We start from the raw sequence: 21437 nt of genomic DNA on the forward strand, positions 1-21437 counted from the left end.
AGCCAATTTCAATTTTTATATTATGCCTAAAACGGAACAGAATAGGGCGAGGCAGCATGCTCAAAGCACAGAAAAACGGCACGTTACTACGCACCGTCATCTTTTTATTCACCTATGATTCTGAAGTCAATATTGGTTGGCGGCGGAAATTTATTTTTCGCCTCTTCAAGATGTATTTCGGAATAGGATTCATTCCTTGATTGTGCAAGCTTCTTGGCATTGTATTTATACCATAGCTCTATGATTAATATTTCACCTTCACGTATGACCGCAAATTCCTTAAGGAACAATTGCTTAACGAATGCATCCTGTTCAAGCTCAAGTGCGGCAACGCCTACTATAATTTGAATGCGGTCACTGCTCGAATAGGCTTCAGGCAATTCTTTGTACATTTGCCACGCCTCTTCGTACTGTTTGTCAGCAATAAGCAAATTTAAGTATTCCTCAGCCAAAGCACGATCAGGGAACGAGTTGGAAACGAGATAGGCTTTCTTCCAGTAGGCAAGCGCCAGATCGATTCGTCCTACATATTTCATCGCTTCAGCTAGATTTCGATATACCCATACGGAGGGTTGAATGTCTATCGATTTCTCCCATGCATCGATAGCTTCCTGCTCCATTCCTCGCTCATAAAGCATGATGCCCAAATGCATATAAGCGTTCCATGATTGGTTCTCTTGGTGCTCAAGGCTCTCTTCAAGCAGGGCAAGCCACTCATCCTGAACCATCCATGCTTTTGGCACTTCTTGCACGCCGTGGTCTGGAAGCGTTCCTGTTTCAAGAAGGGCGAGCCAATCACTATGCTCGGCTTCGGGCGCTGTGCTTAGCTTCGTAAAATAAAAGCCTTCAGGAATCGTTCGATTTTCCTTCAGTTCTCGGCGCAGCTGCTCTAGCGCACCCCATGGAGAACCCGTATAAAGGACTTGCTCAGGCGCTTGTTGTGCGAGAATTCGCATGGACTCATGCAGCTTCTCCATTTCTTCGGCATCGATATGATGATCGACACAATCTCGAATGTATTGATTCGCCTGATTCCAATCCTGTTGGTGGGCTTTGTCGATTTTAATATCGGTCATGCCGATTGCTTGCGTGAAATCCCACTCCGATTGAGCAGGCATATCAAGTCCATGCAGCTGCGTTGGCGCTAAGCCGCTTTGAATTTCAATGTAATTTCCTTCACCGGGGTTAGCAAGATAATCGCACCATCGTCTTCCTCCGGCATGGTTTCCCCAGCAAAACATTTTGCGATAACGGAGAAGAGAGGTGGAGCGTTCATAAAACAATCGTCCATCCTCATAAGCGACAGCTTCCCAAGGAGCATTACAGCTTGCCTTCGTTTGAAAGAAATATTCATTCGAGAAAGGAAAGCTCAGCGGATAGGTGATGTCTTTGCCCGGTACAGTCGGCAGATACGGCAGCTTGCCAAGGCCAAATCCTTTCACTTTATGGTCAATATAAATGACTTCATCTGTTGACGAAAAAAGACGGGCTTGCGGTGTTTCCTCTACAGCGATGTTCGTCCACCAGTACATCGGAACCGACTTGTCATTGTCATTAATGATCCGCACATAAAGAATGAGCTTGTTTGAACCAGTGGGCAGATGAAAGTCAATTTGCCAAAATACGTTTTTACAGCGCTCGTAATCATACAGCCTTAGAAAATCGTTTCCTTTCTCATCTTGCAGAATGGCTGCATGAACGGGGGAGCATGTGGTAAACGTATGTCCGAGCTGACCGATATTCCACTCGATTCCTCCAGAGAACCAAGCGTTCAATATGGCTAGGTTGGCAGGCTGCAGCACCGGATTCGTATAGAGAAGGCTGCGATTCGTTTTTTTCTCCGTAAGAGAATACAATCTTCCACCATAAGCAGGTAAAAAAACAGCCTGCAAATGTTCATTTTCCAGCACGATAGTTTCTAGCAATAGATTTTTCCGATCTCTAGTATAACGATCCTGCATTCGGTAGGGTAAATAACGTTCCCCTGCTTCATATCCTAGCTTTGATCGCAGCTCGCTTGGAAGAGTGCCGTTATCGCTGACTTCTCTATGTTTTTGACGATTTCGGAACATCGGCAGTGGATTTTGACCGCCAATGCTTGAGCCTTCGATCCGTAAGGTAGACTGATATACACGCATGGTGAATGAACTCCTTTCTATCCTTTTACTGATCCAACCGTAATGCCTGCAACAATGCGCTTGGAAATAAACAAATACAAAATGAATGTAGGCAAAAATACGATAATGGATGCTGCAAAAATACCGGAATAGTTTCCTGTGTTGGTAAAGCCGAGTACGATGGATTGCAATGCAAGCGCGAGCGTATGATATTTCGGATCACCAGCAAATATAAGCGCATACAAATACTCATTCCATATCGACATAAAGTTGAAAATAGAAACTGTGATCAGGCCAGGCTGGGCAACCGGCAATACAATTTTGATAAACGTTTGAATAGGGCCGCAGCCGTCAACAGCTGCTGATTCCTCCAATTCCTTAGGAATGGAAGCGAAAAATCCGGTGAGAAGGAATACGCTAAACGGAATATTAGTGAAAATATAGATTAATACGAGCGTAATAATGGAACCCGTAAGCTTCAACTCAACGAACAATGAAAAAAGCGGGATGGATATGAGCAGGCCAGGGATGGAAATTGCGGATAAAAACATTAGATTGACTATTTTTTTGCCGCGGAATTTTACTCTGCCCAAAACATAAGCGGCAGGAGCAGCGAATACGAGAACACCGACGCAAGCTGAAACGGTATAAATGACACTGTTCAGAAAGTACCGTCCCATCTTCTGGGTTTTGAATAAATCAATATAATTGGAGAAATGAATGCCGCTCTCAAATAATGAATTTGTAAAAATGCCTCTTGTTGTGCTCAGTGAAGCTAGAATGGCGAAACCAAACAATACAATCGTGAACAGCAGCCACAAATAGAGCGGGACGTACCGAATTTTATTAACCATGCTAACACCTCATCTTTAATATTCAAGACGTTCTTTACGGAAGAACTGATTGATGATGGCGGATAGGATTAGAATTGATATCGTAATACTAACGCCTACTGCCGCGCCTGCTCCTACATTAAAGGCATCCTGCGTATAAACTGAAGTGCCGTCGCCAAACACTTTGAGATACATAAAGTAGCCCGGCGTCATCGTAGCGACGCTTTCACTCGCACCGCCAAAGGTAGCGGACCAGACAAAGAAATTCACGGCTGTTACCGTCCATAAAACGAGCGTCATACGGAATATGTCCTGAAGCAGCGGCAGCGTGATTCGGAAAAACTTGTGCAATGGATTAGCCCCTTCGAGCAGGGCAGCTTCGTAATAATCGCGTGGAATGCGGTCCATCCCGGCATTAAGGATAAGCATAAAGTAGCCGATGGAACCAAAGCAGTACGCCAGCAGCATGGAGAGGAACAAATAACTGTCGCTCGTCCACTGAATATCGGCAAGCATATCGAGTCCAAGGAAACGGAACAGCTTCGTTAAGAAGCCATAGCTTGAATTGAATATATAATGAATCCAAATAACGGATAACACGACTGCAGATACGGTATTCGGCAAATAAACGAGCGAGCGCCAGAACGTTTTGCCGCGGACGCCGGATGATAAAATAGCAGCAAATAGGAAGGCGGAGCAAATCGTGATGATGCCGCCAAACAGCCATATTTTCAATACATTCCATGCAGATTCCATAAAATAGCTGTTGCGGAACAGGTCTGTGTAATTTTCGAATCCGATAAATGACCACTCTGACATTTTGCTTGAGATGGACGGCAAGGAATAGAAGCTCATCAGCAAAGCTCTAAGCGTTGGATATAGAAAGACTGCAAGATAGATGAGTACCGCCGGCAAAAGGAAAAGGGCAATCATCGGTTTTTTAATTTGCATGTAAATTTCCCTCCCGGATATGATTCATAATCCGTTATAACGTCATTGTGCAGCAATCCGAAGGATCGCTGCACAATGATCGAAGTATTTAATTAACGTTATTTTGTGCCATAAAACTTTTTGGCTTCTGCACTCATTTTGTTGACGTAAGCGTCTGCCGTTAATTTACCAGCGGCAAGCTCCATAAATACGGGTACGATTACACCTTTGGAGAAGTCAGCGGAGTTGTTGATTCCGTAGCCCCAAGGCGCATTGACCTTAGCGTTGTTAATTGCTGTTTCTGCTTCAGCGAGTGCTGCAGGCCATTCTGTATCGATAGAAACGGGAATAGCTTGAGCTTGCTTCACCATTTCAGCTTGTGTTTTTTGGCTTACCAGATATTTAACCAATTCGATAGCAGCTTCTTTATTGCTGCTGTTTTTGTTGAGCATAAGAGCTTGTGCGCCAAATGTCAGCTCATTCTGGCCTTTTCCGTTGCCGTTAGGCACAGTTGGGAATTGGAAGGAGCCCCATTTGAAATCAGGACCTGCTGTGGCAGAAACTTCATTCGGAAGCCAAGTGCCGTTCAGATAAGCAGCGGATTGACCGAATACGAGATCCTGCTGTGCAGCTGGGTATTTACTGCCTGCAAGCTTAGAAGAGAAGTAACCTTTCTCTTTCATCATGACCATATCTTTGGCGAATTGAAGGATGATCGGATCTTTCCACATCTCGCCTGTTTTGTCATTGACGAGTGCGTCGACCCATTCATTGCCCATTGCGCTGCTGAGGTATCCGCCGATGAACAAATCACGGTATGCATCATCGAATGTGATCGGAGCAACGCCAGATTTCTTAATCAGCTCACAATATTCCATAAACTGCTCCCATGAGCTAGGCGGAGTCGTAATTCCTGCTTTCTCAAACACTTCTTTGTTGTAGAAAAATAGTACAGCGAACGGCTGCTGCGGAATCGCATAGTGGCCTTCTTCAAGTCCTGCTGTTACTGACAATGATTTTGTCCAATCCATTAAGCTTGGCATAAGTGAATCTTGCAATGATTTTCCTTCCATACCTACAGATGGTGTAGCCAAATATTCATCCAGCTTCAGCAAATGGTCCTTAACGATCGCCATCGTAACGGAAGGATCATCCTCGAATATATCGATTTGTTCACCGCCGTCCAGTGCTGGTTTAATCAGCTTTCTAATATCCCGTCCTGTAAACTTCAGATCGACAGTAACTTTTGGGTTAGCAGCTTTAAATTCATCGACTGCCACTTTAATCACTTTCGCTTGCGGTTCGGTGTCGCTCCACATGGACCAGAAGACAACTTTGCCTTCAAGGCCGGCAGCATCGGGACTTGGCTCGGCAGCAGAAGTGGGCTCGTTTGTTGCAGCAGGAGCGGGAGACTCAGTAACCTCCGGGTTGTTGCTCTTCGAGTTTGAGCACCCGACGGCTAAAAAGATCATCATTACTGTTAATAAAATCGAAAATATTTTGTTTCTTTGCATTGTTGACTCCTCCTTTTTTTGGTAAGTATACCGCTGGGAATGCAACCGGGTACATGACCATTTTTGAACTGAATCCGTCATATTTTGTACTCAATTTATATTTGGTTATTGCTGATAAGGAAGCGGTTGCAGCTAACAGTGAGCGGGTGCATTACTTTATTAATAGAAAGAAAACTGGTTTTGCCAAAATGAATATTGACAGCGATGAGCTTGAGGTGGTTATATACGAGGAGTAAGCCTAACATCTAATCAAGGAGCCAATATGCAAAAAAACTTGCGCATGTCTACCATACTAAAACTATTTTTTATTTCGGTTGTTATCGTACCTGTCTTTTTAATATGCTCCGTCATATTGAACATTTACGAACGGGATATTCTCGAACAAAACACAGGGCGCTCGCTGCAAATATCGAAAGCGCTTTCATATTCGGTAAGTCAGGAAATCAACCGCATGTCTGGTCTGTTTGCTTCGATTGGCGTAGATCAGGATGTCATTTTCACCATATTTGATATTAATCGTTTGAGCGGCATCGAGAAGCAGAAGGCTGCCAATAAGCTGAAAATAATGATCGAGAAGTACACCGCATCGGTCTCTGGCCGCGTGCTCTCTGTTAACTTTTTTTTTGATAATGGAAAATCATATTCTTATTTGAAAAACATGATGATGGATGACTCTGCTGTACGCGAGCAAGATTGGTACCGAGACACGATTAGCAAGCCTGACGTCATCCGGTTTCAAGGCATGCTTCCGAACGCTCTTTATGGGAATTACAATCCGTACATGATGGCCGCTGCGCTCTCTCCAAGCACGACGAATCGGATGTCCAAAATGGAATTAATCCTATTTACATTTGAAAGCGGAACTTTCGATCATATTTTGCAGTCACGCGATAATTCGGAATCAGTTCTGCATATTGTAAGCGGCAAAGGTCAAATCATCGCTTCGAATACAGTTATCGATAGGGGAAGCCAGGTTGTAAACAATTGGTCAAAAGAGATAAGCCGCGGGGTAGAAGGGTCCTTCGTAGATGACTCAGAGGACAATAAGAAATTAATAACGTATGCAAAAGTAGACAATACGGATTGGTACATTGTTCAAATTATTCCATTCGCGGATTTGCTAGCCAATTACCGTAATGTAAATTCATTTGTGTGGTTTCTCGCTATCTTGATAATTTTAGCGTTTGTGCTCGTTTCCTTCTATTTTGTTTCCAATGTGACCAAGCCGATCCGTGTGCTGCTCCACCAAATGGTTCGTGTAACGGGTGGAGATTTGAACGCGAAATTTACAGGCTCAGGCAGCTTGGAGATGGTGAGGCTGGGCCATTCCTTTAATCTAATGACCGAACAGGTTCGCCAGTTAATAAGTCAGCGCGAGAAGCAGGAGGTCGAAAAGCGTAAAGCAGAATTTGCCGCGCTGCAGTCGCAAATTAATCCGCATTTTCTAATCAACACGTTAAACGCAATTAAGTTTATGGCCTTAATAAGCAAAGCGGACAATATCCGCAACATGACTCACTCGTTGACACAGCTATTAGCTTCCTCTTTTAACCGCGGCGGGCTTCTAACTACGATAGCGGATGAAGTCGACCATTTGAAGCATTATTTGTACATTATGGAGATTCGTTTCGGCAGACCGATCCAAATGGAATGGAACATCGATTCTGAGGTTTCAGGACATTATTTGTTAAAGCTATTGCTGCAGCCTATATTGGAAAATAGCATCATTCATGGTCTGAAGGATATTGATTACCCTGGAATCATCACAATCACAATCGCAAAGGAGGATAAAAATTTACTCATTACGATCGCAGACAATGGGATGGGAATGACGTCAGACGTAATTGACCAGCTTGAAGACAGAACAGCCTCCTATACGTTTAGCGGAATGGGAAATCGAAATGTACATCGACGGATACAACTGCACTACGGCTTGCAGTATGGATTGCAATACGAATCTAATTTGCCGCAAGGAACAAAGGTGAGCATTCGATTGCCTTTGATTAATGAACCGGATGAGGAAATGGCTGATTTTTCAGCATAAATGATCATGTTTGAACTAAAAATGTCAACTTTTCTAACCATAAACGCTGTATAATAAATGCCATATACTTGAAAGCGCAATCATTCGTTTGCGGCTTCAAGTTTTGCTGGGAGAAGTGGAAATGAAATTTAACAAAAATATTGTCTCTGTCTTAGTCGTTACTTTGATATCGGTAGGCTTGCTTGCAGGATGGATCGGTATGTTTAAGGCTGATACCAATGATACGATTTATTCTTTAGTTGTTAATACACCACAGAAACAAACCTCCAATCAAAATCAGCCGGTAAAAATGAAATTTGGAATATGGGAATCGAAGACGGATATCGAATTTTGGACGGAGAAGGTGAAGGAATATTCGGCTCTCAAACCAAATGTAACCGTGGAAGTAGAGACGATTCCAGATAATAGCGGCCAATATTTAAAGGTGCGTCTGACGGCAAATGATTTGCCTGACCTATTTTATTTGAAACCGGGTCACTTGCCCATTTATAAAAATTCATTGCTGTCTCTTAATCAATTGCAAGCAACGAGCAGAAATAAGTATCCAGCTGAAATAGAGGGGGAAACACTTGGCTTGCCGCTCATATCCTTCTCTGAGTATGTGTATTATCGACCAAGTATTTTTGAAGAGGTAGGCGTTAGCGTTCCGCAAACTTTAGGACAATTTATGGATGTGCTGAATCAAATTAAATTGCACGGCAAATATATTCCGATTGCTATCGGGGGCAAAGATGATTGGACCTTCTATCCATTTATTGAATTTGGACCGCCAATCTTTGCGAAGGAAGAGAACTATTTGGCCAATATATCAAACGAATTGAAGCCATTCGGAGAAGGCTCAGCCTTTGGCAAAGCAGCCGCTATGCTCAAGACGATCGCGGAAAATAAATTAGCTGGCCCAAACGCGCTTGAAATTGGCTTTGATCAGGCGAAACAATTGTTTCAGTCCAGAGAAGCGGCAATGATCGCACTCGGTCAATGGTATTACTCGGATCATGTGGCAATAGTGAGCAATGATGAGGATATAGGTGCATTTGCGCTGCCGTGGAGGGAAACGACCAAAGAACCGCTGCTTTCTGTAACGATGCCGGACCAGTATATGGCGATTAACAAAAACTCCAAAAACAAAGAAGAAGCGATACAATTTCTTGAATGGGTATTCAGCCCCGAGGTTTATCAGGCTTTTATAAATAACTCACAAAGCTCATCGACGTTAACGGATGTTCAGTCCATACTTCCCTTTTTTAATGAGGAAAATAAAGAGCATCCATTTGTGCCTTTTATGTATTCCGCGTTAGATGAGAAATTTGTACGAGTGAAAAACGCAGCGCAGTATGACGAGAAAAAGCTGGCGCAAGAAATTTTTGCAGGCGAGTCAGTGGCAGGCATTCAGAATAAGATGAATGAAAACTGGAGCAAAGCGGTGCAATATGTTCAGCATAATTAAAGCCTATCGATGTATGAGGGGGAGTAAGATGCCGAAATACCAAGCCTTTATCGTGGATGACGAGCCTTTAGCCAGATTAGCGCTTCGGGAATATATCGCTTTAACTTCAACAGATATTGAAATTGCAGGAGAGGCGGGCGACGGAGAAGAAGCATTGCATCTTCTAAAGGATCGTCAGGATATCGACATCATCTTCGCAGATATAAAGATGCCGCGCATGAATGGTGTGGAGCTTCTTGCAGCACTTAGGGATGTGTCGTTCGAGAGCCCGCCGCTTATTATTATGCTTAGTGCATACGGCGACTATGGCTATGTAAGAGACTCATTTGTGCTTGGGGCGTTTGATTATATGCTAAAGGCGAAATTGGATGAACAATATATTGCTCCAGTGCTGAATAAGACAGTGGAGGAATTGAATAGGCGACAGAGGAGCAAGGCTGCGGAACCTGAATTGTCTGCCTTAGATGAAGACGAAATGGTTTGTTCCATGCTCCACCAGCTGTCGGTGTCAGATGGATTGAGCTCATCTGATTGTGAACTCGATGAACAGTTGAAATTAGGATTGAATATCGTTCGGAAACAGTTGGGCGAGAAAAATCAGAAGGTAGCCTTTATTAGACTATCTCAAGTGGTTCACTTCGAACATACGAAGCAAATTATTATGCAAACCATTAGAACCGTAACGAACACGGATAGGAATGAAGGAATATGCCGCGTTTGTCGTCATGATGAACGGAACTATATCCTATATTTCACCTTCCCTGAGCAATGCAGTGCGATGGCAATTCGAAGTTTGACCCAAGCTGTCTTGACGGATGTGAAAATAAGGCTGCGGCAGTTTTTGAATCTTCATTTATCTATCGGTATCAGTGACTCTGCCAATGGAGTGATGCAGTGGAATCGTTTGTTCCGTCAAGCTGAACGGCTTTCCCTTCTTAGTTACTATCAAGGATATGATCACTTGATCTATCCAGAAGCCGAACGATCAATGGGTGCAGAGAAGGACAATTGGAAAGAAGCATGGGCGCCATTTAAGCTCGAGCTGCTGCAAGCGCTAAAAGATGCCGACCCTATGCGATGGAAACAGTCCATTCAGCACGGATTCAAGCTTCTGCTTGAATACTTTCCATCCTCGCCTGAGCCTATCAAAAAAGCACTCAGCGATTTGATCTGGGAAACGGGCACGCTGATGCATGAGCGAGGAATGTCGTGGGATAAGCTGCATGAAAGATTTCCTCAACCGGTTGAGCATGTCCGGAGTATAGAGACATGGGATGAGACCATGGAATGGCTGCAATTATTTCTTGATGCATTGCATGATAAGCTGCATCCTAAGCTCGACAAAGCTGCTGCTTGGCTGAGTCCTGTTGTAGCGAAAGCTAAAGCGATATTAGATAATCATTTTAATGAAGATTTGCATTTGTCTACGATTTGCGCCATGGTCGGTGTGAGCGACAGTTATCTTAGCAAACAGTTTGCGAAAGAAATCGGTATTAATTTTATCAACTATTTGACCAATTTAAGAATTGAAAAAGCGAAAGAAGGACTAGAGAACGGGTTGAAAATTTACGATGTAGCAGAAAGTGTAGGGTATGTTAATCCTGAGCACTTCAGCCGAATTTTCAAGAAGGTGACTGGACTTAGTCCAGTAACCTATCGCAAGAAATGTGAGAAACGTCCCATGACGGCTTCCTATTATTTAAAGCATTCATAAATGCTAAGGGGCTGCTTCTCAAGTAGGTTAATCTACTTGAGGAGCAACCCCTTATTTTGTGAAAAGGTAAGAAGGCAGCGAAGACTAAGTTTCTGTCATGATTCCGCCATTGACATGCAATACCTGGCCTGTAACGAATGATGAATCGTCTGAAGCTAAATAAATGTAGGTTGGAGCAAGCTCGAATGGCTGTCCTGCGCGTTTCATCGGCGTATTGGCGCCAAATGTTTGCACATATTCAGCTGGATAGCTGGAGACGGTCAGAGGTGTCCATATCGGACCCGGTGCAACAGCATTAACGCGTATCCCGCAATTAACGAGCTGCAGCGATAACGAACGGGTAAAAGATACGACAGCCCCTTTTGTTGAAGAATAATCGACCAGAAGCGGGGCACCTGCATAAGCCGTTACGGATGCTGTGCTGATGATGGTGCTGCCTGGATGAAGATATGGAAGCGCGGCTTTCGTCAAATAGAAATGAGGAAAAATATTGGTCCGATAAGTATCTTCCAGCTGCTCATTCGAGATGTCCAAAATACTCGTCTGAGGCAACTGGACTCCTTGGTTAAGCACCAAGCAATTGATTTTTCCATAATGCTCGAGTGTTATTCTGATGATTTCTGTGGAGAGCTCTGGCCTGCGAAGATCACCTTCAATTAGCAGGCAGCGACCACCGTATTGCGCTACCATTTGCTGAGTTGCAAGCGCGTCTTGACGTTCGTACAAATAAACGATAACGACATCAGCACCCTCTTTGGCAAAGCCAATGGCAACAGCTCGGCCAATTCCGCTGTCTCCTCCAGTAATGATCGCTACTTTGCCGGCCAGCTTTCCACTGCCTTTATACGCGGGGTTGTCGGAAATCGGTAATGGGTTCATTTTGTACTCAAGGCCTGGCTGCCTGTCTTGATGCTGGGGCGGAAAGGTTAGGGGCTCCTGTTTGCACTTTGTTTCGTAGCCATAATAGGGATAAAACGGAATCATCATGGTATCCTCCATTTGAGTTCATTGCAATAGGGTATTCACCCAGCAACTAAAACGCAACTCTTAGTTAGTTTGCATATTGGAGGGAGTTTATAAAGATGGCTGTTTAGAAGAAAAGGACTTATGATACTGCACGAAGCAAAGCGATCATTCTTGATGCAGCCGAGCAATTATTTGCCGAGCAAGGTTATTCCGCAGAAATCCGCTAGCAGGCATTAGGCATTGATATGCGGTGTTTTATTGATCGTATGTTTGTGAACGGTTTTAATTGAAAGCCTATAAACAAGTAGGATATAAACAATGTCCAGTACAAGGATCAAAACATACATGATAAACAATAGTAGAGATTGCGGAAAGAGCGAGAAGCAGAGGATGGAGGCGAATAAAGTGCCTATCATTTTGAAATAAGCGATAGACAGGGATTGTCCCTTCAAGTCTTTGATCATCAGCATTCGGATGAAGAGAATCGACATGAGCAGATTGATGCCAAAGGCCGAATAAATGCCCATCTTATCATGGAATTCAACCGCCATACCATAATGCAGCAGAAATGCGATTACAAGCAGCGCGAAAACAGAAGCGTGAATAACGCGTTTAGGATAGGTGCCTTTGGAATAGTAGAGGAATTGAAGCAGAATAATGCAGTCAAGCAAGAACCACACTAAGGTCCCGATTTGCTGAAGCGGGTGAAACGGCATAATAAAGGTAAATAGAAATTCCCAAGTAATATTTGCACATATGCAGGCGAGCGGCATTCCACAGGCTTGATCCTTAAACCCTTTGTAAATAACGAGAATATAGACGATCGTCCAAAATAGTGCTACCCCAAACATGAGAAGAAACTCTACTTTTAAAGGCAACAGATGCTCCATATAACGACAATCGCATCCTTTCTAATATGATTCGCCCAACTAGTACAGGCATCTAGCTTGTCTATCTATATGAAATTAGTATGTCCTGTAGACCCTTGAACGAAAAAAGAGAAGAATTGTTATGCCCACAAAGGGAAGCCAGGCTATTGTTAGTTGGAAAATGAAAAAGGAGATCGACAAGGATCTCCTTTCTCAAAACTTAGCGTTTTTAACAAATTAATAGCGTGGTGAAGAGAGGATGAATTCACGTATTCTTTTGGTCGACAACTTGTTTACGAAGCTCCATTTCCTTTGCAAGGGTTTCGGGATTGTTCATTAAGTCTTCTGCCTCGAATACTTGTCGGAGCTCAATTACGCCTTGGCCAAATCCATGGGGATCCGGAAAACGAAGGGCCCATTCAACGGCTTCTTCTCTGGATTTGACTTCAATCAACGTGTAACCGGCAATTAATTCTTTGGCTTCCGTAAACGGCCCGTCTATCACCTTCGGCTTGCCACCTGGTTCCGGATAAGAAATCCGAATGCCGCTGGAGCTTGGCAGCAGTCCATCAGCAGCAAGCAAGACACCGGCTTTTACCAACTCCTCGTTATACTTCTGCATAGCATTAATGAGCTCCAAGCTTGGCATAACTCCAGCCTCTGAATCTGTTGTAGCCTTTACAATCATCATAAATCTCATAGGTGTATTCCTCCTATTTTTTAGTAAAGCTTATACCGATTGAAGTAAGTCCGATAATTCAGCTTCTACTTATTCGACGAATTAATCATCGATAGATCGACATCTCATCTACATCTATTCGTTATTATTTTTATTTAGTGATTGTTCTTAAAAAAAGCGATAAGCTCCACAGAGATTCGTTTGGCGTCGAGCTTCTTGGTATGTCCAAGCCCTTTTTTACTAACGAGCTGGGCATGTGGGAGCACCTTAGCAATGGCCTGGGCACCCCGCCGCAGTGAAGCTGGACTTTCGGTTCCTTCAATCACCAGCGTTGGCATTGTAACCGTACTCCAAAGCTTGGCAGGAAGTGGTTTTCCATCCATAAAGCCATCCAATAATGCTGCATCGTAGGGGAGTGTATGAGCGACAGCCATAAGGTTAGACCAAACGCTTGGCATCATGCGCATCATGGCAACTATAAAGGAGGGGGCTCCCATGCCTTTAGTCATAAAATATTTGATGGCATCTGCACGGCGATTTTGTGCAATCAGCTTCATGACCTGTTCTGCAAAGTCTTTCGGCGCTTTGCGATCTGCTGCATCGACAACAAATGGCGGCTCATGTAAAACCAGTTTTGTGATATTAGCTCCATTCGAAGCGGCCTGTAGGGCGAGAACTGCTCCAGATGACAGTCCCCAAACATATGCTGAGCCGCCAGCCTCTTCAATCATCGCCTTAAGGTCATCGATTTCATGGGTTGTGTCATATGGCTGTGTATCGCCGCTATCGCCGCGGCCGCGGCGGTCGTAGTTGTAAACCGTAAAGTGCTCGCTCAATAATTGTGCTAGCTGTACTTGTGCGGGGAATTTTCGGTAACTGAAAGCACCCGCTACTAATAGGAGTGCTTGCCCTTTACCCATTTTGTCATATGCGATTTTGGTTCCGTCTTTAGAAGTTGCGGTATACATTTGATTGCCTCCTTAGAATAAATAGCCTTATGTCTTTATTAAGACGACGAACCGCTGATGGGAATATCGACACCATTTCATAAACAATTTAAAAATATTTTGCTTGCTGTTTAAAAGCAAAAACGAGGGTTATGTAAACTTGTATAAAATGAAGGATTGAAAGGGATTTGCTATCTAAAGCGCAGGATTATTTGTTTATATCTATTTTATCCCTAGTATCTCTGATTTGCAGTAACTATGCTTAAATAGTTGTAGATCGTCAAAGGCGCAACCGAATAGCAGTTTGAGAGGAATGTAAGCAAATGAGAATAGAGTGCGGGCATTATAAAGAAGATGATTTTATCAGGGTTAGAGATTTTCTGATAAATATATTTGGAAAATGGTCTGTTGGTCATGTATTTATGCCAGCCCGGTGGGAATATATCGTTTTTCATCCCAATATCGTACCACTGAAACAAGCTGGAGTGTTCGAACAAATCGGACTGTGGGAAGAAGATGGAGAAATAGTAGCAGTTGCTCATTTCGAGAGCGAACTAGGCGAGGTATATTTGGATGTAGACCCGAATTATACATTCCTGTATTCGGAAATGATTGAATACGCGGAAGCGAATTTATATGAAATAAAAGAAGATGGCCGGAAAAGTATAGAGTTTCATGTGGATGAGAGCAATGAAGCATTGAAAGCTTTATTAGAAGAAAGAGGATATATACGGGATGCTGCTCTCTATGAGGTTTACTCCGGCAGGTCAATCGTAGATGAGCTCCCTGATCTGAAGCTGCCTGAAGGACTTCAAGTAAGAAATATTCGGAAAAAAGAAGATGATGGACGCAGGCTGCGCGTTTTATGGCGGGGCTTTGATCATGCTGGCGAACCGGACCCCAAAGATTTATGGAATTCAGGCTATATGCAGAGTGCACCTGGATATGATCCTTCTATAAATATCGTAATTGAAAATGAAGAAGGGAATTTTGTTGCGTATGCAGGGTTCTGGTATGATCATCTTAGTCGAGCAGCCTATATTGAACCTGTTTGTGTAGATCCGGATTACCGGCGTATGGGACTAGCAAGCATTGCACTTACGGAAGGAATGCGGAGATGCAGGCTTTTAGGTGCTGAAAATGTATATGTCGCATCGGATGCAGGTTTATATAAATCACTTGGATTCTCGCAGGTTAGTATTAGTTATTCCTGGTTAAAACAACTCTCTGACAAATGAGTGAATGAATACGGAGGATGAGTTATGATAAACAAAATTGTTCCCTATCAAGAAAACGATCACGATAAATTAGTGGATATTTGGTATCAGGCTGTGCGACATACGCACACATTTTTGACAGATAAGGATATTGCATTCTATCATCAGATGCTTCAAAATGGTGCGTTAAAGGAAGTTGAGATTTGGGTAGAGGTAAATGAAAACAAAGTACCGACAGGGTTCATTGGGCTTGATGGAACAAAGATCGAGATGCTTTTCGTACACCCCGATAACCACGGAAGGGGTATAGGCAGTCGATTAATAAAACATGCCGAAGCATTAAAAGGCAGCAGTCTCCAAGTCGATGTCAATGAGCAAAACGAAGGAGCATTCACCTTCTACAAACGATATGGTTTTGTACAGCAAGGACGCTCTGAACTAGACAGTTCAGGACGACCATTTCCGATACTTCACTTAGTATTAAAGCGTTGAAATAAATATACAAAAGAACAACCCACTCCACGTAGGTTGTTCTTGTATAAATTATCGTTCCGCTATTTCTGTGCACCAGCTTGCTGCAAGGCTTCAATCATTTCTTTAAAACCCCGGTTCTGGGCATGCTTCAGCGGGGTTACGCCTTCTGAATCCGCAAGATTTACATTAGCGCCGTGATCGATTAATAATCGCACGATCGCCTGATGATCTGCTCCGCCATCCCCGAGAATAATAGCCTCAAGAAGTGCGGTCCATCCAAGCTGATTCACATGATCGATATTGACGTCGGATGTGGTTAGCAGCTCCCTTACAATCTCAACATGTCCACGATCTGCAGCTGGAATGAGTGCGGTACCGCCAAAGCGATTGGTGATGGTTGTATCTGCGCCGGCAGCTATCGATGCTTGAACGAAGTCCATCAGCCCCTCTGCGCCTGAATAAAGGAGCGGGTTGTCATAGCGATTGTCTTGAATATTGATATTTGCTCCTTTTTCTATAAAGAGGTTAAACACATCGAGCTGGTTCGTATGCACTGCAATCATTGCAGAGGTTCTGCCTTGATCGTCGGTCGCATTGATGTCGGCACCTTCGGCTAGTAGCTTAGTTATTGACGCTCGATCTCCTTGTTTTGCTGCTGCTAACAAAGCTTTATTCAACTTGTCCATTTCGTTGTTCACCGATTGGGCTGCATGCTGCTCATCATTTGTTAATTCCTGATCATTATTTTCCTGACAGCCCGAAATGATAAGAGCTAGCATGATTATAATTAACCGCAACATCACACACCCATCCTTTCTCAGAAATTAATTTATTTTAAGGACATTGTAACATCTTGGGCGGTTGCCCACGAGCCTATCGGTTTTACTGTGTACGTTGTATCTGGCGTTAATTTCGTGTCTTTCGCCAAATCAAATACGCCAACTGCGCCTTTACGGCTGGAATATTTATAGGAAGCAACGATCTTCTCGCCAGTTGGCGCCGTTAACTCAACACTGCGGCCAGAGAATAGTTCATCTCCAGGGTCTTGTGCTAGAGTCAAGAGAATCGAAGTTTCACTAGCAGCTTCAGCACCAGTTAACTGCAAGGTTGGTATTTCTTTTGCTACAAAGGAAGCGTTCGCGATAGCAGCCCAATCTGACGTTACCATATAAGTCACGCCCGGCTTCAATGTTTGCCCTTCGGGAAGGCGGAATTTAGGCTCCTGCTTGCCATCTGTTGATTGTGTGAAAGGTACATATTTCGCAATGATCGGTTGACCGCCTTCAGGTGTAATCGTCACTTGGCGAGCTTGCATTGAAGAAATGATTTGGAATGTCTTGCCGCCTGCTTGGTTGTTCTCATCGAGGATGAATGCATTCGCACCTCGACCGCCGCTATAGGCTGAGATGATATAGCCATAGTCAGTTACTCCGTTTGCTTGCAGCGCTTCTACCTCAAACGTATCATTTGTTACTTGGCTTGCTGTTGTCATATTTACTTTCGTTGCATTTCCAGTAAAAGAAGCGGCATTTTGACCTTTATAAGTGAGATTATAGGTTGTGCCTGCTTGCTGAACGGAAGTAGGAACGATATAGGTTGCGATGGAACCGGTTTTTAGACGCGGCATATTGGTTAAAGTAAGACCATCGTTAAATGCAAAATCTGTTTTTGCCTTCGTGAATTCTTCATCCGTTGTCGTAAGCGGTTTATCGAAAGTCACGATGAGGGTAATGGCATTTAGCGTTTGGACGTTTGTGATTTTAGCTTGGTCCGATGGAATAGCCTTGTGAGCGGTTTGCAACAAATAAGCAGCTTCGCCGCGGGTTAAGTTATTATTCGTAGAGCTGAACGGACTGGCCCATGCATTCACGGACTTGAGATCACGCTTTAATGCTTTGGATACGGCTTGAATCAGCTCTTCATCTGAGACCACAGCTCGAGGCCCAAATTGACCGTTCTCAGCTTGCATGATGCCAAGCGCTACAACCGTTGCAGCATAATCTTCATACCAAGCATTCGGACTCACATCCGTTAAGGTTACTGTATTTGGAGCAGTGTCTTCGAGAAGGAAAGTTTTTACGATCATTTTGGCAAGTTCGGCACGATTAATGGGGTTTAGGCTGCCCATGGATTGGTCGGGATAACCTTGCATAACACCAAGCTTTACGAGCTCATTAACAGCTGCTTCTATATCTTTATTGGATAATGGTGAGGATGCAGAAACTTTTGTAATGACTGCTGGTGCTGCGGATACGTTCATAACAGCATACGGAATGGTCGATGCTCCTAGTGCTGCTGCAACCAAAAGGGCTGCTGCTTTTTTCTTATAGTTTCTCATTTGTAAATCCTCCTCAGATCGTTTCGGTTGTTATTGCCTGTTTCTATAATAGAGGATAGAGTTAAACGCCCAAGAAACCAGTTATTAATAAAATATAAAATCCACATTAACATTCTCGAAATTATGTTCGCGCAATGAGATAAGCCTCAATGAAAACAAATTCAGCAGCATAAATGGAAACCAAAAACGGCAGAGATGCCGTTTTTTGATTTTGATCCACATATAAAAGTTCATTTCATGGTAGAATAAAAGATTGAGATAGCTATATTTAAGAAACAAGTGGAGGAACTAAACTTTTATGAAGGCATCAAACTTATTACGAGGCTTTAATTTTTTGTATTTTGCACTACTGGCTATGTTTATTTCATTCCTTCCGGTTTATTTAGATGTACAAGGACTAAGTCCATCGCAAATTGGCTTCATTATAGGAACAGGCGGATTTGTTACGCTCATCGCTCAACCTTTATGGGGGATGATAAGTGATAGAACCAAATCCATTCGTAAAGTATTGTTGGTACTGTTATTTTTCTCAACCATCATTGGTTATTTGCTTTATGATTCCAGCAGTTATCCGCAGCTCATTTTGTATGCTATGCTGCTGTACTTCTTTCTCATGTCCATCGATCCATTAACGGAAAGCTTGAATTTTACAATTGCCGAATCTTCAGGAACCAGCTATGGCTCTATTCGTACTTATGGCGCTTTGGGTTATGCCTTAGCAGCGCTGCTTACAGGTTATGTTATCTCTTATTTCGGTGAACATAGCTTGGCGCTGCTTTTTGGAGGAATCGGGTTAATCAGTTTTATTATAGGTTGGATCATGCCCGATGCGCCTGTGACAGGCAAGCCGGTTACCTTAAAAAGTCTCAAACATTTTATTAGCAACAAAGAGACACTAATGTTTCTGCTCTTGGTGTTTATCTGTTCCGTCCCTGCACGGATGAACGATACCTTTCTTGGCGTATACATTCGTGAGCTTGGCGGGAGTACCGAATTGGTTGGTCAAGCCTTCTTCTTGGCAGCAGGCAGTGAAATTGTAGTGTTCGCTCTGAGCTTTTGGTGGATGCGCAAAGGTAAAGAGCTGCTTATTATTTCGTTTTCAGCCGTGTTCTATTTCCTTCGGTTTTTCCTCTCAGCTTGGATTACCGATCCGCACATACTCGCGTATTTGCAAATTTTACAGCTGTTGACTTTCCCTGTATTCTATTCAGCAGCTATTCAGTATCTTTATCGAATAGTACCAACCGAATGGCGCGCGACAGGTCAAACGGTGCTTGCGCTGCTGTTTTTTGGAGTTTCAGGCATTTTAGCCTCCTATGTAGGCGGAGCCGTGTATGGTAGCTTTGGAGGCAAAACATTGTACTTGTCTATTTCCGCCATATCTTTTGTAGGCATGCTGTTTGGTCTCATTCTATATCGGGTTTATGGAAAAAGGCTTTCTGCATCAGATGAAGCTGCATCATAATAGTGATCAGTTTTTTTAATTCGATACCTCTATATCATCATAGCCATGAGAAACGACAGCGATGTCGTTTTTTTCATTTCTTCATACAGCAGCAAAGTTTAGCAAGGAAATCGTTAATTATGAAGTCAAAATGAAATCATTTATAATGAAAGGATAATAACGTTTTGAAGGAGCCAGCTCTTGAATAGGAAAATAATAAAAATAGGGAAGGTCACTATTATGATCATTGTTCTGATTGTTCTGGTCGGATTGATATTCCCAACGTGGACACCTCGCATTAAAGGTGACAACAGCATAAGTACGTTAGAGCAAGTTGAAATCAATGGTACTGGATATGAAGTGATGATTAGGGGAGTAGACAAACGTAATCCGATTGTCATTTTTGTGCATGGCGGCCCGGGTTGTTCTGAAATTCCGTATGTAAGGAAATATCAAGATCTGCTTGAGAAAAATTATACAATCGTACATTATGACCAGCGCGGGAGCGGGAAATCTTATCATTTTAATGAAGACTATTCTAATCTAACGACTGACGTGCTTGTGGATGATCTGCTTGCGTTGACCGATTATGTAACCGCGAAATTTGGACAACAGAAAGTGCTGCTCATCGGTCATTCTTTTGGCACATACATTGGGATGAAAGCTGCGGCTAAGGCACCTGACAAGTTTGCGGCTTATATCGGAATTGGGCAAGTGGCTGATACGGTAACGAGCGAATTGGATAGTTTGCAATACGTTATAGAACAGGCAAAGCTGGCTAACAATACCAAGGAAGTGGAAAGATTAGAGTTACTTCGAGAACCAATCGAAAAAGGGGAGGAAACGACGCCTAGATCGATCATTCGAAAATATGGCGGGGCAGCAAGGTTAATTGATGACAACATGGATTATTACAAAGGATTTCTATTTCAACCTGAGTATAACTTGCTTGATGTTGTTCGCTATTTAAGAGGAATTTCTGTAACGCAAAAGATGCTGCTCGCTGAGGAAGCGAGCAATAATATTATTGATGTAGTGAAGACACTGGATATTCCTAGTTATTTTGTGATGGGGAAATATGATTATATGACATCGGTGAATGCTGCAAAACAATATTTTGACGTGCTGCATGCTCCTGTGAAAGATTTTGTTCTGTTTGAACAATCGGCTCATTATCCGCAATTTGAGGAGAAGGAGTTATTTGCGGAGTGGCTCAATAAAACATGGAAGCAGCTTGCTCACTAGAGGACATGAATGTTTCAATTCTTCATTTATTAGGTAAGAAGGAAAGATGAGGGAGGAGCATCGTCCTATTATTTTTCTTATAATCAGTTTCGACAAGGTTCCCTCCATCCTTCGATGGAGGTTTTTTTATTTGGCGCTAAAAGATTAATTAGAACAGCAAAGCAAAACGGTTAAAGGTCTTTTTTTAAATAATAGTGCGTATAACCGCCAGCATTCGGTATTGATCCAAATACCTCGAAACCTTGCTTCTTGTAAAAATCGAGCGCCTGAAAGCTTAAGGTATCCAGCTTTATGAAATCACAGTTTTTCGCTTTAGCTATTTTTTCGGCCTCGTCTAAAAGCTGCTTGCCATACCCGGATTTACGAATTTCGTCCGCAACAAATAAGTACTCAATCTGCATCCAGTTCCAGCATATTTCGCTAAGAAGCCCGCCGAAAATTTGCCCATCAGCGTTCTTTAGAAACAGGTTCACCTCCTGATAGCGACCTTTAAGGTCATCTGGAAAATGCTTTAAATTAAAAGCAAACATATTGTTGCTAACATACGATTTATCATCATTATTCCATTCATTTGATATGTATAATTCCATACTTCACACGCCTCTCTAATCCCTGCATTTACCTCATGCAAGCAAAAATACCTATCTATTTTAATCTAT

The 21437-nt window shown here is 43.0% G+C and carries 19 protein-coding genes; 8 read left to right on the forward strand and 11 right to left on the reverse strand.

The genetic code is table 11. The annotated features are described in order from the left end of the window. Positions 1–104: 104 nt before the first annotated feature. The 4 genes from AC1DM9_RS30305 to AC1DM9_RS30320 all read right to left on the reverse strand — a co-directional run bounded on the left by AC1DM9_RS30305 (position 105) and on the right by AC1DM9_RS30320 (position 5394). Entirely contained in the window at positions 105–2138 is a 2034-nt protein-coding gene (locus tag AC1DM9_RS30305) for a DUF5107 domain-containing protein (protein ID WP_477583796.1), read from the reverse strand. Between the two features lie 17 nt (positions 2139–2155). Beyond that, positions 2156–2971, reverse strand: a complete 816-nt coding sequence (locus tag AC1DM9_RS30310; RefSeq protein WP_477583798.1) for a carbohydrate ABC transporter permease — start codon at positions 2969–2971, stop codon at positions 2156–2158. Positions 2972–2986: 15 nt separating this feature from the next. After that, positions 2987–3901, reverse strand: a complete 915-nt coding sequence (locus AC1DM9_RS30315; protein ID WP_475443041.1) for a carbohydrate ABC transporter permease — start codon at positions 3899–3901, stop codon at positions 2987–2989. 98 nt (positions 3902–3999) lie between these two features. Beyond that, the gene (locus AC1DM9_RS30320; RefSeq protein ID WP_477583801.1) at positions 4000–5394 is read right to left on the reverse strand and encodes an ABC transporter substrate-binding protein; all 1395 of its coding nucleotides are present in this window, start codon (positions 5392–5394) and stop codon (positions 4000–4002) included. Positions 5395–5447: 53 nt separating this feature from the next. On the opposite strand from AC1DM9_RS30320, the gene AC1DM9_RS30325 reads away from it, so the two are divergent. From AC1DM9_RS30325 to AC1DM9_RS30340, 4 genes are all read left to right on the forward strand, one after another. After that, a complete protein-coding gene (locus AC1DM9_RS30325; RefSeq protein ID WP_441963394.1) occupies positions 5448–5630 on the forward strand; it encodes a hypothetical protein in 183 nt (60 codons plus the stop codon). A gap of 26 nt (positions 5631–5656) precedes the next feature. Then, positions 5657–7438 carry a sensor histidine kinase gene (locus AC1DM9_RS30330; protein ID WP_477583803.1) on the forward strand — a complete coding sequence of 594 codons (1782 nt, stop codon included), beginning with the start codon at positions 5657–5659 and terminating at the stop codon, positions 7436–7438. Between the two features lie 121 nt (positions 7439–7559). Further along, complete coding sequence (locus tag AC1DM9_RS30335) at positions 7560–8885, forward strand: ABC transporter substrate-binding protein (protein WP_477583805.1); 1326 nt, start codon at positions 7560–7562, stop codon at positions 8883–8885. A 28-nt stretch (positions 8886–8913) separates the two neighbouring features. Then, the gene (locus AC1DM9_RS30340; protein WP_477583807.1) at positions 8914–10599 is read left to right on the forward strand and encodes a response regulator transcription factor; all 1686 of its coding nucleotides are present in this window, start codon (positions 8914–8916) and stop codon (positions 10597–10599) included. An 84-nt stretch (positions 10600–10683) separates the two neighbouring features. Here AC1DM9_RS30340 and AC1DM9_RS30345 read toward each other — a convergent pair whose 3' ends face one another. The 4 genes from AC1DM9_RS30345 to AC1DM9_RS30360 form a co-directional block, all read right to left on the reverse strand. Then, positions 10684–11583: an SDR family oxidoreductase gene (locus AC1DM9_RS30345; protein ID WP_477583841.1), complete on the reverse strand. Its 900-nt coding sequence runs from the start codon at positions 11581–11583 to the stop codon at positions 10684–10686. A 215-nt stretch (positions 11584–11798) separates the two neighbouring features. Then, a complete protein-coding gene (locus tag AC1DM9_RS30350; RefSeq protein WP_441880929.1) occupies positions 11799–12455 on the reverse strand; it encodes a transmembrane-type terpene cyclase in 657 nt (218 codons plus the stop codon). 244 nt (positions 12456–12699) lie between these two features. Next, a complete protein-coding gene (locus AC1DM9_RS30355) occupies positions 12700–13134 on the reverse strand; it encodes a YciI family protein (protein WP_441880930.1) in 435 nt (144 codons plus the stop codon). Between the two features lie 134 nt (positions 13135–13268). Further along, positions 13269–14081 (reverse strand): alpha/beta fold hydrolase, encoded by an 813-nt coding sequence (locus AC1DM9_RS30360; RefSeq protein ID WP_477511943.1) that lies wholly within the window; start codon positions 14079–14081, stop codon positions 13269–13271. Between the two features lie 302 nt (positions 14082–14383). On the opposite strand from AC1DM9_RS30360, the gene AC1DM9_RS30365 reads away from it, so the two are divergent. Beyond that, positions 14384–15298, forward strand: coding sequence for a GNAT family N-acetyltransferase (locus AC1DM9_RS30365; protein WP_441880932.1), 915 nt, complete (start codon positions 14384–14386; stop codon positions 15296–15298). Between the two features lie 24 nt (positions 15299–15322). Continuing rightward, a complete protein-coding gene (locus AC1DM9_RS30370) occupies positions 15323–15769 on the forward strand; it encodes an acetyltransferase (RefSeq protein ID WP_441880933.1) in 447 nt (148 codons plus the stop codon). A gap of 62 nt (positions 15770–15831) precedes the next feature. Here AC1DM9_RS30370 and AC1DM9_RS30375 read toward each other — a convergent pair whose 3' ends face one another. Continuing rightward, positions 15832–16530, reverse strand: a complete 699-nt coding sequence (locus AC1DM9_RS30375; RefSeq protein WP_477583811.1) for an ankyrin repeat domain-containing protein — start codon at positions 16528–16530, stop codon at positions 15832–15834. Between the two features lie 50 nt (positions 16531–16580). Next, a complete protein-coding gene (locus AC1DM9_RS30380; protein WP_477583813.1) occupies positions 16581–18089 on the reverse strand; it encodes an S-layer homology domain-containing protein in 1509 nt (502 codons plus the stop codon). A gap of 298 nt (positions 18090–18387) precedes the next feature. Here AC1DM9_RS30380 and AC1DM9_RS30385 point away from each other — a divergent pair, with 298 nt between their 5' ends. Next, complete coding sequence (locus AC1DM9_RS30385) at positions 18388–19554, forward strand: MFS transporter (protein WP_339203852.1); 1167 nt, start codon at positions 18388–18390, stop codon at positions 19552–19554. A gap of 219 nt (positions 19555–19773) precedes the next feature. Continuing rightward, positions 19774–20778, forward strand: coding sequence for an alpha/beta fold hydrolase (locus AC1DM9_RS30390; protein ID WP_477583815.1), 1005 nt, complete (start codon positions 19774–19776; stop codon positions 20776–20778). Between the two features lie 170 nt (positions 20779–20948). Here the strand turns inward: AC1DM9_RS30390 and AC1DM9_RS30395 are convergent, their stop codons facing one another. Next, positions 20949–21368 carry a GNAT family N-acetyltransferase gene (locus tag AC1DM9_RS30395; protein ID WP_477583817.1) on the reverse strand — a complete coding sequence of 140 codons (420 nt, stop codon included), beginning with the start codon at positions 21366–21368 and terminating at the stop codon, positions 20949–20951. Positions 21369–21437 lie beyond the last annotated feature (69 nt).

It is taken from the genome of Paenibacillus sp. 01T431 (genome assembly GCF_056398625.1).

Excerpts from the sequence above, each read along its gene's own strand:
- AC1DM9_RS30305 (WP_477583796.1), bottom strand. The coding sequence starts at position 2,138 with ATGCGTGTATATCAGTCTACCTTACGGATCGAAGGCTCAAGCATTGGC.
- AC1DM9_RS30310 (WP_477583798.1), bottom strand. The coding sequence starts at position 2,971 with ATGGTTAATAAAATTCGGTACGTCCCGCTCTATTTGTGGCTGCTGTTC.
- AC1DM9_RS30315 (WP_475443041.1), bottom strand. The coding sequence starts at position 3,901 with ATGCAAATTAAAAAACCGATGATTGCCCTTTTCCTTTTGCCGGCGGTA.
- AC1DM9_RS30320 (WP_477583801.1), bottom strand. The coding sequence starts at position 5,394 with ATGCAAAGAAACAAAATATTTTCGATTTTATTAACAGTAATGATGATC.
- AC1DM9_RS30325 (WP_441963394.1), top strand. The coding sequence starts at position 5,448 with ATGACCATTTTTGAACTGAATCCGTCATATTTTGTACTCAATTTATAT.
- AC1DM9_RS30330 (WP_477583803.1), top strand. The coding sequence starts at position 5,657 with ATGCAAAAAAACTTGCGCATGTCTACCATACTAAAACTATTTTTTATT.
- AC1DM9_RS30335 (WP_477583805.1), top strand. The coding sequence starts at position 7,560 with ATGAAATTTAACAAAAATATTGTCTCTGTCTTAGTCGTTACTTTGATA.
- AC1DM9_RS30340 (WP_477583807.1), top strand. The coding sequence starts at position 8,914 with ATGCCGAAATACCAAGCCTTTATCGTGGATGACGAGCCTTTAGCCAGA.
- AC1DM9_RS30345 (WP_477583841.1), bottom strand. The coding sequence starts at position 11,583 with ATGATTCCGTTTTATCCCTATTATGGCTACGAAACAAAGTGCAAACAG.
- AC1DM9_RS30350 (WP_441880929.1), bottom strand. The coding sequence starts at position 12,455 with ATGGAGCATCTGTTGCCTTTAAAAGTAGAGTTTCTTCTCATGTTTGGG.
- AC1DM9_RS30355 (WP_441880930.1), bottom strand. The coding sequence starts at position 13,134 with ATGAGATTTATGATGATTGTAAAGGCTACAACAGATTCAGAGGCTGGA.
- AC1DM9_RS30360 (WP_477511943.1), bottom strand. The coding sequence starts at position 14,081 with ATGTATACCGCAACTTCTAAAGACGGAACCAAAATCGCATATGACAAA.
- AC1DM9_RS30365 (WP_441880932.1), top strand. The coding sequence starts at position 14,384 with ATGAGAATAGAGTGCGGGCATTATAAAGAAGATGATTTTATCAGGGTT.
- AC1DM9_RS30370 (WP_441880933.1), top strand. The coding sequence starts at position 15,323 with ATGATAAACAAAATTGTTCCCTATCAAGAAAACGATCACGATAAATTA.
- AC1DM9_RS30375 (WP_477583811.1), bottom strand. The coding sequence starts at position 16,530 with ATGCTAGCTCTTATCATTTCGGGCTGTCAGGAAAATAATGATCAGGAA.
- AC1DM9_RS30380 (WP_477583813.1), bottom strand. The coding sequence starts at position 18,089 with ATGAGAAACTATAAGAAAAAAGCAGCAGCCCTTTTGGTTGCAGCAGCA.
- AC1DM9_RS30385 (WP_339203852.1), top strand. The coding sequence starts at position 18,388 with ATGAAGGCATCAAACTTATTACGAGGCTTTAATTTTTTGTATTTTGCA.
- AC1DM9_RS30390 (WP_477583815.1), top strand. The coding sequence starts at position 19,774 with ATGATCATTGTTCTGATTGTTCTGGTCGGATTGATATTCCCAACGTGG.
- AC1DM9_RS30395 (WP_477583817.1), bottom strand. The coding sequence starts at position 21,368 with ATGGAATTATACATATCAAATGAATGGAATAATGATGATAAATCGTAT.